12 protein-coding genes are annotated in these 16,034 nt (G+C 71.5%); 6 read left to right on the plus strand and 6 right to left on the minus strand.

Annotation, left to right across the window (positions count from 1 at the left end; translation table 11 throughout):
* Nucleotides 1–61: 61 nt before the first annotated feature.
* Entirely contained in the window at nt 62–565 is a 504-nt protein-coding gene (locus tag ACFWJB_RS14690; RefSeq protein ID WP_386922505.1) for a hypothetical protein, read from the minus strand.
* Between the two features lie 235 nt (nt 566–800).
* On the opposite strand from ACFWJB_RS14690, the gene ACFWJB_RS14695 reads away from it, so the two are divergent.
* Nucleotides 801–2,006 carry an NAD(P)/FAD-dependent oxidoreductase gene (locus ACFWJB_RS14695; RefSeq protein ID WP_386922507.1) on the plus strand — a complete coding sequence of 402 codons (1,206 nt, stop codon included), beginning with the start codon at nt 801–803 and terminating at the stop codon, nt 2,004–2,006.
* A gap of 32 nt (nt 2,007–2,038) precedes the next feature.
* Entirely contained in the window at nt 2,039–2,938 is a 900-nt protein-coding gene (locus ACFWJB_RS14700; RefSeq protein ID WP_385464341.1) for an RNA polymerase sigma-70 factor, read from the plus strand.
* Nucleotides 2,939–3,144: 206 nt separating this feature from the next.
* Here ACFWJB_RS14700 and ACFWJB_RS14705 read toward each other — a convergent pair whose 3' ends face one another.
* Nucleotides 3,145–4,275, minus strand: coding sequence for a serine hydrolase domain-containing protein (locus tag ACFWJB_RS14705; RefSeq protein WP_385464338.1), 1,131 nt, complete (start codon nt 4,273–4,275; stop codon nt 3,145–3,147).
* 68 nt (nt 4,276–4,343) lie between these two features.
* Nucleotides 4,344–5,015, minus strand: coding sequence for a DUF4097 family beta strand repeat-containing protein (locus ACFWJB_RS14710; RefSeq protein ID WP_385464335.1), 672 nt, complete (start codon nt 5,013–5,015; stop codon nt 4,344–4,346).
* Between the two features lie 222 nt (nt 5,016–5,237).
* Here ACFWJB_RS14710 and ACFWJB_RS14715 point away from each other — a divergent pair, with 222 nt between their 5' ends.
* Nucleotides 5,238–5,963 (plus strand): MarR family transcriptional regulator, encoded by a 726-nt coding sequence (locus tag ACFWJB_RS14715; protein WP_386922510.1) that lies wholly within the window; start codon nt 5,238–5,240, stop codon nt 5,961–5,963.
* A gap of 37 nt (nt 5,964–6,000) precedes the next feature.
* Here the strand turns inward: ACFWJB_RS14715 and ACFWJB_RS14720 are convergent, their stop codons facing one another.
* Nucleotides 6,001–7,266, minus strand: coding sequence for a sulfite oxidase (locus ACFWJB_RS14720; RefSeq protein WP_385464329.1), 1,266 nt, complete (start codon nt 7,264–7,266; stop codon nt 6,001–6,003).
* Between the two features lie 383 nt (nt 7,267–7,649).
* The gene (locus ACFWJB_RS14725) at nt 7,650–11,021 is read right to left on the minus strand and encodes a CHAT domain-containing protein (protein ID WP_386922512.1); all 3,372 of its coding nucleotides are present in this window, start codon (nt 11,019–11,021) and stop codon (nt 7,650–7,652) included.
* Nucleotides 11,022–11,926: 905 nt separating this feature from the next.
* Between ACFWJB_RS14725 and ACFWJB_RS14730 the strand changes: the two genes are divergently transcribed.
* Nucleotides 11,927–12,937, plus strand: coding sequence for an aldo/keto reductase (locus ACFWJB_RS14730; RefSeq protein WP_385464323.1), 1,011 nt, complete (start codon nt 11,927–11,929; stop codon nt 12,935–12,937).
* 271 nt (nt 12,938–13,208) lie between these two features.
* Nucleotides 13,209–14,384: a M91 family zinc metallopeptidase gene (locus tag ACFWJB_RS14735; protein ID WP_385464320.1), complete on the plus strand. Its 1,176-nt coding sequence runs from the start codon at nt 13,209–13,211 to the stop codon at nt 14,382–14,384.
* Here ACFWJB_RS14735 and ACFWJB_RS14740 read toward each other — a convergent pair.
* Entirely contained in the window at nt 14,375–14,719 is a 345-nt protein-coding gene (locus tag ACFWJB_RS14740; RefSeq protein WP_386922515.1) for a hypothetical protein, read from the minus strand. The genes ACFWJB_RS14735 and ACFWJB_RS14740 overlap by 10 nt on opposite strands.
* 116 nt (nt 14,720–14,835) lie before the next feature.
* On the opposite strand from ACFWJB_RS14740, the gene ACFWJB_RS14745 reads away from it, so the two are divergent.
* Nucleotides 14,836–15,825, plus strand: coding sequence for an aldo/keto reductase (locus ACFWJB_RS14745; RefSeq protein WP_386922517.1), 990 nt, complete (start codon nt 14,836–14,838; stop codon nt 15,823–15,825).
* Nucleotides 15,826–16,034 lie beyond the last annotated feature (209 nt).

Here is a 16,034-nt window from a genome sequence, read left to right on the forward strand (position 1 = left end):
GCTGCGGTCCGGTGCCCGCGCGGCAGGTCGGGCCGCAGCCGCGTGAGGATCTCAGGCGCGGTCATGTGCGGGGGCGGGTCAGTACGTATCTGTTTCCGGTGTCCGGGTCGCCGTAGAAGAAGAACAGCCGTAGTCCCTTGTCCGTTCCGCGGTCCACGTAGAGGTCCCAGCTGTAGTGCGTGGGGGAGGCCGGCGAGCTGTCGTCGTTGCCGCTCAGGGCATCCGCGCGGTAGTCCAGACCGGTCCGCCGGGTCAGGTCGAGGTCGATCTCCTGGCCGTCGCCGGTGTCGGTGAGGTGCCAGGTTCCGGTGCCCGACAGTCGCCAGCCCTCGTCGAAGTCGAAGTCGGCGCCGTCCAGCCGCCGGAAGACGGCCGTGCCGTCGCGGCGCAGGGTCACCTGCGTGCCCGCGACGCACGTCCAAGTACCCGCGATCTCCCTGGCCGTCGCGTCGTGCACGCCGGTGCCCGCGTAGGACCCGTACGGGTTGCACCCGCTCGTCACGGTCAGCGCGAGCGCGACGCCCCCCAGACCGACACTCCATCTGCCCGGTCCTGCCTTCCCCATTTTCCGTCCCTCCCCAGACACACGGCCTTATTTGAACACGTTCATTTTTGGGTTGTCGAGCTGCGGTACATGGACAGGCTGAGCAGCGCCGTCGGGGCCTCGCTCCAGCGTCCCGGCGGTCGGGTCGGAGCCCGTCCAGACGGCTGCTCCTGTGAAGTGATCTGACTCACACGCTGTCACAGGGATCGATCAGGCGGTGTCTTGAGGCCGAACCGCTCGAAACGAGGGAGGCATCATGGCTGAGAACATCGACGTGGTTGTGATCGGCGGCGGATACGCCGGCGTCATGGCGGCCAATCGCCTGACGCAGCGCGGCGACCTGAGCGTGACGCTGATCAATCCGCGCCCCACCTTCGTCCACCGGGTCCGCCTGCACCAACTCGTGGGCGGGACCGGCTCCGCCGTCGTCGACTACCGGGAGGTCCTGGCGGAGCGCGTCCGGCTCGTGGTCGACAGCGTGACGCGGATCGACGCGGCCGGGCGCGATGTGGAGCTGGCGAACGGTGGGGTGATCGGCTACGACTACCTGGTCTACGCGGTGGGCAGTGGCAGCGCCGACCCGCGCGTGCCCGGGGCGGCCGAGTTCGCCTACCCGATCGCCGGCCTGGAGGAGGCGCAGCGCCTGCTGCCGGTCCTCGACGCCGAGCCCGCATCGGCCGCTGTGACGGTGGTCGGAGCCGGTCCGACGGGCATCGAGACCGCTGCCGAGCTGGCGGATCAGGGCCGCAGCGTGACCCTGGTCTGCGGTGGCGTGCTCGGACCGTACTTGCACCGGCGGGGACGGCGTTCGGTGGCCGGGCGGCTGGCGGCTCTCGGAGTCACGGTCGTAGAGGGCCCCGACGCGAAGGTGACGGCGGTGACGAGTGATGCGGTGCGGCTCGCCGACGGCCGGGAGCTGCCGAGCACGGTGACCATCTGGACCGCCGGCTTCGGCGTACCCGACCTGGCTGCGCGCAGTGGGCTGAGCGTCGACGCCCTGGGCCGGCTGCTCACGGACGAGACGCTGACGAGCGTGGACGACGAGCGCATCGTCGCGGCCGGGGACTCGGCGGCGCCGTCGGGCCTGCCGCTGCGGATGAGCTGCCAGGCGGCGATGCCGCTGGGTGCGCGGGCCGCCGACACGGTCCTCAGCCGGCTGGCGGGGGAGCAGCCCGCGCCCCTCAACCAGTCGTTCGGAGCGCAGTGCATCAGCCTGGGCCGGAACACCGGCATCTTCCAGTTCGGCAACAGGTCCGACGTCGCGGTGTGGCTCCACATCGACGGTCGCCTCGGCGCGAAGATGAAGGAGGCCGTGTGCAAGGGCATCGTGAAGCACCTGGCCGACGAGGCGCACAAGCCCGGTGGGTACGGATTGCACCGCATGAAGGGAGGGGCCGGGCGCCAACAGGCGCTGGAGGCCTTGAACGCCGAGGCGCCGGCCGTCGCCGAACGGAATTCCTAGGTCCGCGCCGGCCGGGGGGAGATGCTCAGGACATGAGTAATGATCACGCCGTTGACCGGGCGACCGAGACATTCGTCGCCCACCGCAATCTGCTCTTCACCGTCGCGTACGAGATGCTCGGCTCGGCGGCCGACGCCGAGGACGTCCTGCAGGAAACCTGGCTGCGGTGGGTCGAGGTTGACCTGGAGCAGGTGCGCGACCAGCGCGCGTACCTGGTCCGGATCACGACCCGGCAGGCGCTCAACCGGCTGCGCACGATGTCGCGGCGCAGGGAGTCGTACGTGGGCCCGTGGCTGCCGGAGCCGCTGCTGACCGCGCCGGACGTGGCCCAGGACGTCGAGCTCGCCGAGAGCGTGTCGATGGCGGTGATGCTCGTCCTGGAGACGTTGTCACCGACCGAACGGGCCGTTTTCGTGCTGCGCGAGGTCTTCGATGTCGGCTACGACGAGATCGCGGCGGCGGTCGACAAGACCCCGGCGGCCGTCCGCCAGATCGCGCACCGGGCCCGCCGGCACGTGGACGCCCGGCGTCCTCGCCAGGTGATTTCCCAGAACGAGACGCGGGCGGCCCTGGAGTCGTTCCTGCGGGCGCTGGAGGGCGGGGACCTGCAGGGCCTGCTCGACGTGCTCGCACCTGAGGTCGTCTACATGGGCGACGGAGGCGGCGTGAAGCACGCTGCGCTGCGGCCGATCGTCGGCGCCGACAAGGTGGCCAGGATCCTGGTCGGCGGCCTCGGCAAGACTCCGATCCCGCTCGTTTTCGGCCCCGCCGTGGTCAACGGCAGCCCGGCGCTGGTCGTCCACCTGGACGGTGAGCTGGACGGCATCGTGGCGGTCCGCGTGGAGGCCGGCCGCATCACCGGCCTCTACTTCGTCCGCAACCCCGCGAAACTGTCCCACATCGCATCCGGGACCCCGCTCACCCTGCGATGAAGAATACGGAAGGGAACGTTCGAGCGTTTCGAACAATGCGGGGTGTGAACCACCACGTGCCCGGAGGCCGGTCATGACATGACTGGGGCGGAGCGCATCGCCCGAGAGCGCTGCGCCCCGCTTTGTCATGCGCTGACCGGCTCATCCGGATCCCTGGTGATCACTGAGCCGACCTGGCCCGTGCGGATCCGCGCCGCTCGGCCCGTCTACCGAGCCGGCTCGGCCGCGTCGGCCGCCCCGGCCTGCCCGCCGCCGAACACCTCCTTGACGAGCCTTTGCGTCGCCTCCTGGAACGCCGCTGCCATGGACATTGCCGTGTCGTCGACGTAGTTCAGCCCGGCGGTCAGGGTCCTGCTGCCGTCGGGCGTGCTGTACATCAGCGCCGCGTGGCCCGCCATGCCGCCGTTGTGGGTGATGACGGTGCCGCCGTCCTCGCCCGTGTCCTGCACGAACACCCCCAGGCCGTAGCCGGCCTTGGGATGCGGCTTGCACATCTCGGCCAGCAGCGGGGCCGGCAGGAGCTTGCCGCCCATCAGCGCGGAGATGAACGTGTGCAGGTCCTGGGGCGTGGAGATCATGTCTCCGCCGGTGGAGATCCACGAGGGGTTCTGGCGGGTGACGTCGACCGTCTCCTGCCGGCCGGCGTCCTCGTAGCGGTAGTAGGCGTGGGCGTGCGGTTCGGGGATCTCCGGGCTGGTGTCCGGCACCACGGTGTCCGACAGTCCGAGCGGTCCCAGGATCAGCCGTTGCATCTCCTCGGCGAGCGAGCGGCCGGTGACCTTCTCGACCAGCAGTCTGGCCAGTACGTAGTTGGTGTTGGAATAGCTCCAGTCCGTCCCCGGCTCGAAGCGCGCCGGCTTGGACAACGCCAGCCGTACCAGCTCTTCCGGCCGGTAGGTCCTGAACCGGTTGTCCACCCACTCCCGGCCCGCGGTCGTGGCGGAGATCCCCGGCGCGAACGTCCCGTCGTCGTAGTACTCGCCGGTGAAGTTGAACACGCCGCTGGTGTGCTGCAGCAGCATCCGCACGGTGATCCTCGGGTCCAGCCCGAACCCGGGCAGGTGGTCGGCCACCGGGGTGTCCAGCCCGACCGTGCCCTCGGCCACCAGTTGCAGCACCACGGTCGCGGTGAAGGTCTTGGTGTTGCTGCCTATCCGGACGTGCCCGTTCACCGGTGGCTTCGCGGTCTCGCCCAGTTCGCGCACCCCGGCGCTGCCGCTCCACTCGCCCTGCTCGTCGTGCACGTGCATCGTCACTCCGGTGAAGCCGGACTGGACCATCTCCTCGATGGCCTTCCGCAGCTCAGGGCGGTCCCGGTCGGCAAGAGTGCTGGACATGGTGGTGTGCTCCTTCGGAAGTGTTATGGGATTCGGTCGAGCGGGCGGGATCGCCGCAGGGTGCCCTCTTACAGGCTGCGGGCGCTGATGTCGCCGTAGGCGGTGGTCGCGTGGATGGTCAGGGCGGCGTCGGCGCCGTCGGTGTTCCGGAGCGCGTTGTGGATCCGGCCGTAGGAGGTGCCGGCGTCCAGGGAGGCGGAGACTCCGCGCGCGGCGCCGACCGAGATCTCGCCGGACTCGGTGCGCAGGGTGACCGTGCCGCCCACGGCCTCATTGACGCGGAGGTCGCCCTTCTGGGTGCTGATCTGCGCGGAGCCGCCGAGGCGGCCGACCGAGACGTCGCCGGACTGGAGGGTGAGGCGGGCGCTCGCGGTCTCGTCGAGCTTGACCGAGCCCTGGGCGCCCTCGAAGGAGACGTCACCGAGCCGTCCGACACCCCGGAACTCACCGAGGGCCGTCTTCGCCTCGATGTGGGAGCCGGCGGGCAGTTGGACGGTCACCTCGATGGATCCGGAAGGGCCGAGGATCTCGTTCTTCGCCTCCGGGCCCTTGATCCGCAGGACGTCGTCGCCGTAGGTGACCTGGGTCTGCTCCGCCGCCTTCACGTCACGGCTCTTGGAGGCGTTCGCGGGGAGGACCTCGACCACGGTGTCGGTCCGGTCGGCGGCGATGAACCGGACGCGGCCGGCGGGGACGTCGAGGACGGTGGTCACCGGGGCGGGGGTGTCGAACTTCTGCATCGTTCTCTCCTTCGACTCGTTGTTTCCGATGGAGGAAAAGCTACGTTGCCTTTCTTGAAGTGGCAATCAGCTCGTTGTTCAAGTCTGCTGTACTCGCAGGTAGATGAGGCAATTTCGTTGCAACGACTTTGAGATCTAACGCAACAACCCTCACTCGTCCGTTGCAATGAATGGAGAGTGAACGCTATCTTGGAGACACCACGGACCACGGAGGAGACCGCGATGCCGGGAGGCAGACTCACCCAGCAGGAACGCCAGCAGATCGCGCTGGGGCTGGCCGACGGGCTCGCCTACGCGGAGATCGCCAGGCGCCTCGAGCGCCCGACCTCGACGGTCACGCGCGAGGTGATGCGCAACGGCGGTCCCACCGCCTACCGCGCCGACCTCGCCCACCGCGCCACCGAACACCGAACCCACCGCCGCAGAAAGGCCGCACCCCGGAACCCCAGCACACCCCCGCAGACCCACGGACGCGACGCCGAAGCCGTACGTGAGTACGCGGAGATGTTCACCACCGTCTTCATGCAGTCGGGCCTGCCCAGGATGACGGCCCGGGTGCTGGCCGGCCTCTACACCACCGACGCCGGCAGCCTCACCGCGTCCGAACTCGCCGACGGTCTCCAGATCAGTCCGGCATCCGTCTCCAAGGCGGTCACGTTCCTCGAGAGCCAGGGCCTCATCCGCCGGGAACGCGACGAACGCCGCCGCGAGCGCTACGTCGTCGACGACGACGTCATGTATCAGTCCATGATGGCCAGCGCCCGCGCCACCGCCCACCTCGGCGAGGTCGCCCGGCAGGGCGTCGGCGTCCTCGGCCCCGACACCCCGGCCGCCGCCCGCCTGGAGAACATCGCCCGCTTCGTCGACTTCGTCTCCGAAAGCATCGCCCGCGCCGCGGACCAGGCCCGCGAGATCCTCCACACGAAACCTGGAACGACCTCCCAGTAACTGGCTCCCAAAGAGCGGGAATCACGTGGCTGTCGGCTCAGACGACGTGCACCGGGTGGCGGACCACTGCGTCGAAGAGGTAGCCCTGCGTGTTGGCGGCGGTGGCGTCCGGCTGGGTCCGTCCGGTGCTGTCGGTGGCCCGGGCCAGCAGGGTGTAGGGGCCGGGGGCCGACGGCCGCCACCGGGTGGACCAGCGGACCCAGCCGTCCCGGCGCGGCCTGTCGTGCAGCCGCGCCTCGCCCCAGGTGGTACCGCCGTCGGTACTGACCTCGACCCGGACGACGCCCCCGGCCCCGGACCAGGAACGCCCGGTGAGCCGGTGCGTGGTGCCCGCGGGCAGGTGCGCCTCCCGGTCCAGCTCGAAGGCGCTCTTGACGGTCTGCCGGGTCAGCGGGGCGCTGCCGCCGGCCGGGTGGGCGTCCCCGAAGAGCCGGTAGAAGTCGGTGTTCCAGGGCGAGTAGAGGGGCTGCGCCGCCACCTCGATGTCGCCGATCCACTTGATGGAGGCGATGCCGATCCAGGACGGCACCAGGAGCCGCACGGGGTGCCCGTGGTCGGGCGGCAGCGGCTCGCCGTTCATCTCGTGGACCAGCAGGACGTCGTCGAGGGCCTTGGACAGCGGCAGCGGACGGCGGACCCGGCCGAGGTCGGTGCCGTCGGCGGTGGCGTAGGGGGCGTCGAGACCGCGCGGCATGACGTCCACGGCGCGCCGGTCCAGGCCGGCCCGCCTGAGGACGTCGGCGAGGCGGACACCGCGCCAGCGGGCGGCGCCGATCGCGCCGAGCGTCCAGGCGGTGCCGCTGACGGACTGGCCCTGCTGGGTGGTGAACAGACTGCGTCCGTTGCCCGCGCACTCCACGAACGCGCTGTGCGAGACGGCCGGGAACGTCTTCAGGTCGTCGAGGGAGAACTCGACGGGGCGGCCGTGGCGGAGGCCGTCGCCCCAGACGGTGAGCGACCAGTCGGCGGCATCGAGGACGGGCGTCGTGGTGTGGTTCCGGACGAAGAACCGCTCGTTGGGGGTGTGGTAGCCGGTCCCGGCGAGGGCGGTGAACCGGGTCTCGGCGTTGGTACCGCGGACGGTGAACCACGCCTCGGGCAGAGGCTTGACGATCCCGGCCGCGGTGACGGCTCGGTCGGCGGCCCGCGCGAGGGGGCCCGGCGCCGCGGTGGCGGCACCGGCCAGTCCGGCGGCCGCGAGGAGCCGGAGCATGTCGCGGCGGGCGACGCCGTCGGCACGGGCCTCGCCGGCCAGCCACTGGCGGAGTCTGCGGCGGTCGTGAGCGGTTTCGGAGATACGCATGGCGGCCTGCCTTTCGCCCGGAGCACGGCCCTCACCGAGGATGGACGGTGCGTCGGGGACGCGGAGATCGAGGTGGACGGCCCCGGGCGGGAAAGGTGCCCGGGAGCGGCGCTCGGCACCGGCGCGGTGCGCCCTCCCGGCGGGTGGACGGAAACCGCGCGGCGCGGATCACTCGGTGGGGATCAACAACAGCCGTGGAGGACGAGCACACGGGACCGCGGGGCGGTGGTGCGGCGTCGGCTGAGGACCATGGCGCCATGCTACGGAAGCTGCCGCGCGCGCGGGCCGGAACCGGCGTACTCGCCGGGCGGAGCGCCGGTTCCGGTGATCCCGCGCGGTTCCGTTGATGCTCACCCTGTGCCCGTCTCCGTCGGGTGCCGCCGTCAGGCCGGTCCGGGATGTCCCTGGTGGATGAACGCCGCCCACAGGGCGGGCCGGTCCAGCTCCGGGTTCTCCATCTCCCGGATCAGATCGGGGCTGAGCCGGGGCGGTGCCTTGCGGTTCGGGTCGAGCATCCACCGCTGGGTCATGTGCAGCGCGTCGGCCGGGGAGAGTCCGTCGACCGCGAGCAGGTGGTGGAACACGCCCATCATCAGTGCCGAGGCCCCGTCCCGGGTGGTCCAGCGCGAGCCGACGACATCGCGTGCGCCACTCGCCACGAACGCCGTGGTGAGCGTGAGCGCCTCGTCGTGGTCGTGCTTGGTCAGGTCCGTCTCACAGGCGCTGAGCACCACCAACGGCCCCTCCTCGGACGGCCTTTCGTCCGGCGCGGCGTCAAGGAGCCGGGTCACGGTCAGCATGCCGGGGTCGGGCAGCGTCCGCGCTCCATGGTCGGGCGGGAGGCGCTCGGTGCCCTCCGGGAACGCCAGGTGCAGGGCAGACTGGGTGGGGTCGACACCCGCGGAACCGTGCGAGGCGATGTGCAGCAGGGACAGCGGTTGCTCGAGCAGTCCGAGGAGGTCCTCGGGGGTGCCGGCCGCCACCGGCTCGGCGGGCGGCTCGTAGAACTCGCCCATCAGCCGGGCGCCGGGGTAGTACGCGGTGTGCAGCGCGGTCGCCTCCCGCTCGGCGTGAGTCAGATCGAAGCGCGGGTCGGCCACGAGGACGGGGTCGGCATCGGGGGCCCGACGGCCGCGGCGGATCGTGCGCAGGAACTGGCCGCCGGAGGCCGCGTAGGTGATCACCATGATCTGGCAGGCGTGCTCCGCCCGCGCGGTCTGCGGCATCCGGGCGGCGTGCCAGGGCACGACACCGAGGCGGCCACAGGGCACCAGCACGATGCGGGGCGGTCCCGGACGGCCACGGCGCCGCTCTTCATTGGTCGCAAGCCGCTGCGCCATGGCGCTGATCAGTTGGCCGACTGCGGCGTCATACGCCCAGTCGAGCAGGTCCGACAGGGCCTGCTCCCAGGCCGCCACGGTGTCCGGGTCGTCCTCGGAGCGCGTGTTCGCGGCTTGGAGGTAGGCGTCCAGCGGCGCGGACGCGGTGTCGGAGAGCAGGGGAAGCTGGAGGACGCCGGTCCCGGTGTCGGGGCCGACGACGACCGCCATGCCGGGCTTCCCTCCGTGGCCGGGCAGCAGATAGAAGAGCGCGTCGGCTTCCGCGTCGGCGAGTCCGGCCCGGAGCTCCGCCACGGTCGGAGTGCTGAACAGGGCACCCTGCTGCCGGTAACCGAGGGCTTCGAGGGCCTGGCGGCGCAGCGTGCTGGGCAGTTCTCGGGGCAGCTCGTCGGCGGGCCCGCGACCTTGGGCCGCACCCCAGCGCCGCCAGGCCTGGGCGATGTCATGATGGCCTCGGGCTTCCAGCAGCTCGGGTACGGCGGCGGAGACCGAGGCGGCGTGCAGCACCAGAGCCCGGCCCAACTCCAGGGCCGCGACGGTCTCCTCCACCAGGCCGTTCTGCGCCGACCACAGTGCGGCCCGCACGCCCCGGTCCGCGCCGGAACGGGCCTTGGCGAGGCCGTGCTCGGCACCACGTTGCAGCACCACGTCCGCGGCGAGTGAGTTGAGCCCCTCCATCGCCGCACCGGTGGCCGCGGCCTGGTCCTCCAGGTTCCGCCGCGCCCAGCGGGTCTGGTACACCTCCGCGAGCCGCCACAGGGCGTCGGCCGCGAAGTAGTGCCGCTCGCCCCGGGTGAGCGCGTCGCGGACCTGTTCCAGCTCGGCGATGGCGGCATCCAGGTCGGCGGGGTCGCCGTGCAGCTCGTAGCGGGTGACAAGGGACTGGGAGGCGAACCAGCGCTCCGAGGTGGTGGCCTCGGACGGCGTGGACAAGTCTCCCCGCAGGAGCGCGGGGTCACGGGTGAGACGCGCCCGCAGTGCCCGGTTGCGCGACATGGCCGTGTTCAGCTGGGTGCGCAGCACCGGAGGCGCGTCGGCGGCGGCCTCCTCGAGCCGATCCATGTAGGCGAAGGAGCGGCGCAGGGAGGCGGTGTCCCCGATGAGCGCGGCCCGCCCCAGATGGGCCTGGGCCAGGGCGGCCATCAGCAGGGCGTGGAACAGGTCATCGGGGCGGGTGGTGCCCTCCAACCGCGTCAGTTCGGCGACGACTGCGTCCAGTTCGGCCGCGTCCCGGGCCTCCTTGGCCTTAACCAGACGCAGCAGCAGGGCGGGTATCCGGGCAAGGACGGTCCCCTCGCCACCGAACGTCCCAAGGACGGTCGCGGCCATGGACTCCAACTCCGGAGCCACCCGCTCGAGCGCTTCCCTCCCCGCCTCACCATCGGCCAGGTTTCCGCCCAGCCCGGCGCCGACGTTGAGCAGGCCCGCGGCCGCGATCCGGAAGGATGCGGCCACGGAGTCGTCCAGGGACGTGTTGCCACTGGAGTCGAGCAGGCCGCCGAGTGTCCGGTTCAGCAGATCGGGATCCCCGGATCCGGCGACGCCCAGCCCGGACAGGAGCGCCGACACAGTCTCCTCGGCGTCCGCTGCGGCTGCCACGGCGTCCATCGCGGAGTCGGAAAGGCCGTCGTACTGCGACTGCTCCGCCCCAGCCGGTGGCGTCGGCGTGGGTGGCCGAGGGGTGCCGGTGTCAGCGAGACGGTCATGCGGCGCCCTCCCCGGCCGCGCCCCCTTCTCGGCGGCCGGGGGCCCGCTGCCGTCGTTGAACAGCCGGCGCACCTCCGCCGCGTGCGGGAAGCCGTCGGGCAACGCGTCGAACAGCCGGGCAATGCCGCCCGGCTGATCCACACCGTTGAGTATGTCCAGCATCTTCGCCAACTGGTCCATGGCGCTCGCCGCCTCCGGCGGCAGGTCCAGAGCCCGGATGTCGGGCAGCAGCTCGCTCAACTCGGCGAACAGCGCGTCCTTCTCCTCGCTGCTCAGCCTGTTGTACCAGGCAAGGGCGTCCGCGGGAGCCGGGGCCCTGCCGATCCCGCCTCCCAGCCGCAGCAGGGGAAAGCCCAGCATCGCCAGCCAGTACGCGGCGTACCTCCGGCTCTCCGTGTCCGTGGGCGCGCCGGGCTGTCGCGCCAGACGCAGCAGCCGCTGGGCCTCGCGGCGGTCCTCCGCGTCCCCGTCGGCCGAGAGATGACGCAGAGCGAGCATCACGCCCCGCTGCACGACGATCTGGCTCCGCAGACGTTCGTCGTGGGCCAACGCGCCTTCCAGTTGGGCGAGTTCCGTCACGACACTGTCCAACTCGGCCCGGTCCGGGGCCGGGCGCTCTTCCGAGGGGAGCAGCCGCACGGCACGCCCCATCGCCTCGATCACCCACATGTGCAGAGCCCGCAGGCCGCCGTTCTCCGTTCCGTCCATCGTCCCCCTCCATGTCCTGGCCCGCTCCCACGTCGTCCGACAGTCGGGACGGGCGCGCCGGCTCCCGGTCGTCCGGGGAATTGGGACAATGCCCGGAATCCGCCACGGACACCCCCGGAGTCCGTCTCATCTCACGCCGCGGAGAGCGAAGTCGGACCCGTAGTGCAGCGATCGCGCGCCTCGATGAGCCGACCGCCCGCGCGCTCCGTCACTGAGCGGGGGGAGACAGTGCCGCGCGGACATGTTCAGCGCCAGGTGCGTGCCACGCCGTACGGCCTCCTCCTCGTCAACCGTGCACCGCCGTTCGGCGCGGTGCAGCTCGCGCAGCCGGCTGCGATCGGCGGCCCGCCGGGTCGGCAGGGCGGAGAGCGGGGTGCCCACCACACGGGTCACCGCGACCGCCCACGCGGTCGCACCACCAGCGTCCACGGCATCCCCTTCCCCGCCCCTGCCGACAGGCCCCCCTGCCGTCCAGCAGAGCACACCGCGCCCTCGCACTCGGCCCGGAGCCCGGGGAACGACCGGGAGCCGCCCGGGTAACAACCGGTCTCCCGCAGGCCGTGTCGTTGGTCGGCCGGCCCATTCCAGGAGCTTCGGGCCGACCGAGGACGACCGCGTCGGCGACGTGCTCTTCCATCCGGCCACGGGCCGGGCGCTCGGCGCCGATGGCGGCCCCCGACGACCGCCCCCTGACGGTCGTCCGGCAGCCCCTCTTGCTTTAGCAAGCGTCTGCAATTATTGTCCTCACCTGTAAGGCGCAACTGCAACTACATGGGTTCTGTGCCGCCCCGGCGGGCGTCCTCTCCCCGTGCCCCGGCCCCGTTCAGGGGATCGCCGCACCGGAAGGCAGCTGCACCCCCAGCCTCGTCTCACCCCGAGGCATTCGATCGAAAAGGCAATCACGCATGTCCCTGAAGGAAATCCTTCCCGGCCGTCTCGGCTTCGGCACCGCCCCGCTGGGCAACATGTTCCGCGCGATCCCCGACGAGGACGCCCGCGCAACCGTCGAGGCCGCCTGGGACCAGGGCATCCGCTACTACGACACCGCCCCCTTCTACGGCGCCGGCCTCGCCGAGGAGCGTCTCGGCCAGGTCCTCTCGGCCAAACCCCGTGACTCCTACGTCCTGTCGACCAAGGTCGGCCGGGTCATCCTCGACGAGCACGAGACGGACGTCCCCGACTTCGGCGAGAAGGGTGGCCTGTTCGAACACGGCAACCCCAACAAGGTCCTCCACGAATGGACCGCCGACGCCACCGAGCGTTCCATCGAGGGCAGCCTCAAGCGCCTCGGTGTGGACCGCCTCGACGTCGTCTGGGTCCACGACATCGCCCAGGACTTCCACGGCGACGCCTGGGTCCAGAAGTTCGAGGAGGCCCGCACCGGTGCCTTCCGCGTACTGACCCGCCTGCGCGACGAGGGCGTCATCAAGGCCTGGGGTCTGGGCGTGAACAAGACCGAACCCATCGAGATGACCCTCGCCCTCGACGAGCCCAGGCCCGACGGCTTCCTCCTCGCCGGCCGCTACACCCTCCTCGACCACGCCCACGCCCTCCAGCGGCTGCTGCCCCTGGCCCTGGAGCAGAACGTCGACATGATCGTCGGCGGCCCCTACAGCTCCGGCATCCTCGCCGGCGGCACCAACTTCGAGTACCAGCAGGCCCCGCCGGAGATCATCGAGAAGGTCAAGCGCCTCACGGCCCTCACCGACCAGCACGGCATCAGCATCAAGGCCGCCGCACTCCAGTTCTCCCTGGCCCACCCGGCAGCCGCCGCCGTCATCCCCGGCGCCTCACGCCCCAGCCGCATCGCCGAGGACAGCGCCGCACTGAACGAGAACATCCCGGCCGCCTTCTGGACCGACCTGCGCACCGCAGGTCTGGTCAGCCCGGCCGCCCCCCTGCCCCACGGCGCCTGACCGGCACCGTCCGTCACCGTCTGACACCGCCACCGGCCCGCTCCAGGGGACCGGTCCCCGCACGGCCCGGGCACGCAACCCCGCGTACCCGGGCCGCGGTGTGCCCGGGGCGCAAAGCCGCTCATGAGCCGGGGGCGCCCTCGTCCCGGACACGCGCCCCGCGTACCTCCACTGTCTGCCCCCGGGCATGCCCCCCCGGACCCTTCCCCACGGGCCGACAGGAGTGGACGATTCTCCGTCTCTGCCCTGGCGGACATGAAGGAGAAGTGGCGTGCGCGCGCAGACACGGCCCGGCGCGGTCGAGGAGACCGGGGCCGGGCGGCAGCGGTCCGCGGCGGCGACCGTCCGGCCGCCCCTGCGGGACCTGAGCCCCGCGGGCGTCCAGGACCTCCAGCGGACCGTCGGCAACGAAGCGGTGGCCCGGACGGTCCAGCGGCACAGGGACCCCGTGGCGACGGTGCAGCGGACCACGACGGCCGACCCGGAGATCCAGCACATCGTCGACGCGGTGGAGGAGATGCTGGGGACCGCCCGGTCCTTGATCGCCGCGGCCCAGGGGTTCGGGTTCCGGCTGCGGGGCAGGGCGAGCCAGCAGAAGCACTGCGACGACCTCGGCATGTCTCTGGACACCGCCGAGCACATGGTCTACGGCCAGTTCCGCGCCGACGGCCCGGCCGGCCGGACGACCAACCCGCGTACCACCGCGCTGAAGGCCCTGCTCGACGAGATCCAGCAGCGGCACATCGAGTACGTGGGCATCCTGCGCCGGTTCAACCTGCGTCCCGTCGGCGCCGACATCGGTCCTCAGGACGCCGAGGGCCTGGCGCAACTGTCGCACATCTGGTCGCGGGTGGTCGGCGGACAGGGCATCCGGTCCTCGTCGACCCCACGGCCGTTCGGCGAGGACCGTACGCCCGCGCCGCTGCCGGGCTTCGAGGACCAGATGCTGTCCCACCACGCCCGGCTGCTCTCCCGGCAGCACGGCCGGGACCTGGTCGACGGTCTCACCACCGGGCGCGCGGGCGCCGGCGCGGCCATGGTGGGCGTGGTGCCCTTCCACCCCGAGCAGATCGAGTTCATGGGCGGCAACAGCGTGGTCGGCGCCGAGGCAGCCGTCGACACGCCCGAAGGGCTCGCCTCCGGCCCCAACGCCCCCGGCAGGGGCAGCACCAGCGTCGTCGCCGTGCCGCACGGCCTGCGGGACAGCGAGGGCGCGCACGAGGGTGAGGCCGTCTCGCCCGCCTTCCTGGTCTACGGGCACGAACTGATCCACGCGCAGCACAACATGCACGGCATCAACATCCGCAACATCGGCGACGAGGAGGCTGCGACCGTCACCGGCAACGAAACCTCCACCGCCCTGCACGAACAGCGGCAGGTGCCGGTCACCACGGAGGAGATGCTGCGCGACGAACACGGGCTGCCACGCCGCGGCGGCTACACGTAACCCGGTGTGGGATCGTCGCGGCCGGTGTCGTTCGGGCACAGCCGTACGCAGCACTCGCCGGGCTGGGGAGCCAGGACGGCCTGGACTCCGCTGACCTCGACGCCGGTGAGACAGCCGCTGAGGAAGGCCTGGTTCATGCCGCACACCAGGTCGGGGGCCTTCGCGGCCAGAGGGTGGAACGGGCAGTTGCGCAGCCGCAGCCGGGAGGGGGCTTCCCTGACGGGTTCGTAGCCGCATTTCTCCAGCAGCCCCTCGCACGTGGTCGGTCCGCCCGCCGAGCGCTTGCGCTGGAGCGCACTCCAGGCCGTAGCGTCGTGGCGACGGAGACGGCGCACCGGCCACGCGGCACCGGCTCGGGATGCCGGTCGGCGCCATCTGTCGCTAGATGGACGAGCGGCGATCACGCCGCTGGGACGACGAACGAACATGCAGGGAAGGACTGGGACACGTCATGCAGAAGCGCAGTCTGAGGGACCTCGAGGTGTCGGCCATCGGCCTGGGATGCATGGGCATGTCCGCGTTCTACGGCTCCGCCGACGAGGACGAGGGCATCGCCACCATCCGGCGCGCTCTCGACCTCGGCATCACCTTCCTCGACACGGCCCAGATGTACGGCCCCCTCACCAACGAGTCACTGGTCGGCGAGGCGATCCGGGGCCACCGCGACGAGTACGTGATCGCGACCAAGTTCAACTACCGGATGGACAACGCCGTACCCGGCGACATCAGCACCGTCGGCCCGCAGGACGGCTCGGCCGAGCATGTGCGCAGCTCGGTCCACGGTTCCCTGCAGCGCCTGGGCACCGACCACATCGACCTGTACTACCAGCACCGGGTCGACCCGAAGGTGCCCATCGAGGAGACCGTCGGCGCGCTGGGCGAGCTGGTTGCCGAGGGCAAGGTGCGGTACGTCGGGCTGAGCGAGGCGAGCGCGGAGACCATCCGGCGGGCTCATGCCGTGCACCCGGTCACGGCCGTGCAGAGCGAGTACTCGCTGTGGTCGCGGGACGTGGAGGCCGAGGTGCTGCCCGCCTGCCGGGAGCTGGGGATCGGCTTCGTGCCGTACTCGCCGCTCGGGCGGGGCTTCCTCGCCGGGCGGTTCACCACGCCGGACGAACTGGACGCGAACGACTGGCGCCGTGAGAACCCGCGCTTTCAGGACGCCAACCTGGAGGCGAACCTGCGCCTGGCGGCCAAGGTCAAGGAGATCGCCGCCGAGAAGGAGGTGACCCCCGCCCAGCTGGCCATCGCCTGGGTACTGGCCCAGGGCGAGCACCTGGTCCCGATCCCGGGCACCAAGCGCCGCACCTACCTGGAGCAGAACGCCGGAGCGGTCGACGTCCAGCTGACCGAGGACGACCTGGCACGCATCGCCGCGGAACTGCCGGAGGCGGCGGGGGAGCGGTACGACGAGGCGGGGATGCGGTCGGTCAACCAGTAGCCGCGCGTCGGCGGCGTCGACGGTTCCGTTGGGACGGCTCGGGCCGGAGGGGCACCGGGCCAACCGCTGCCGCGCCCCAGCAGGAACTGCGCACCATGCGTGCCGACGGTAAAGGAGCCGCGGGCCGGACCGATCCTCCGCAACGGCTGATCCGTCCGGCCGGCCCGATCTCCATGGCCCGTGCACGGACACCGCCTTCACCCGGCTGT

It is taken from the genome of Streptomyces sp. NPDC127100, from assembly GCF_042724095.1.
Lineage (GTDB): Bacteria > Actinomycetota > Actinomycetes > Streptomycetales > Streptomycetaceae > Streptomyces.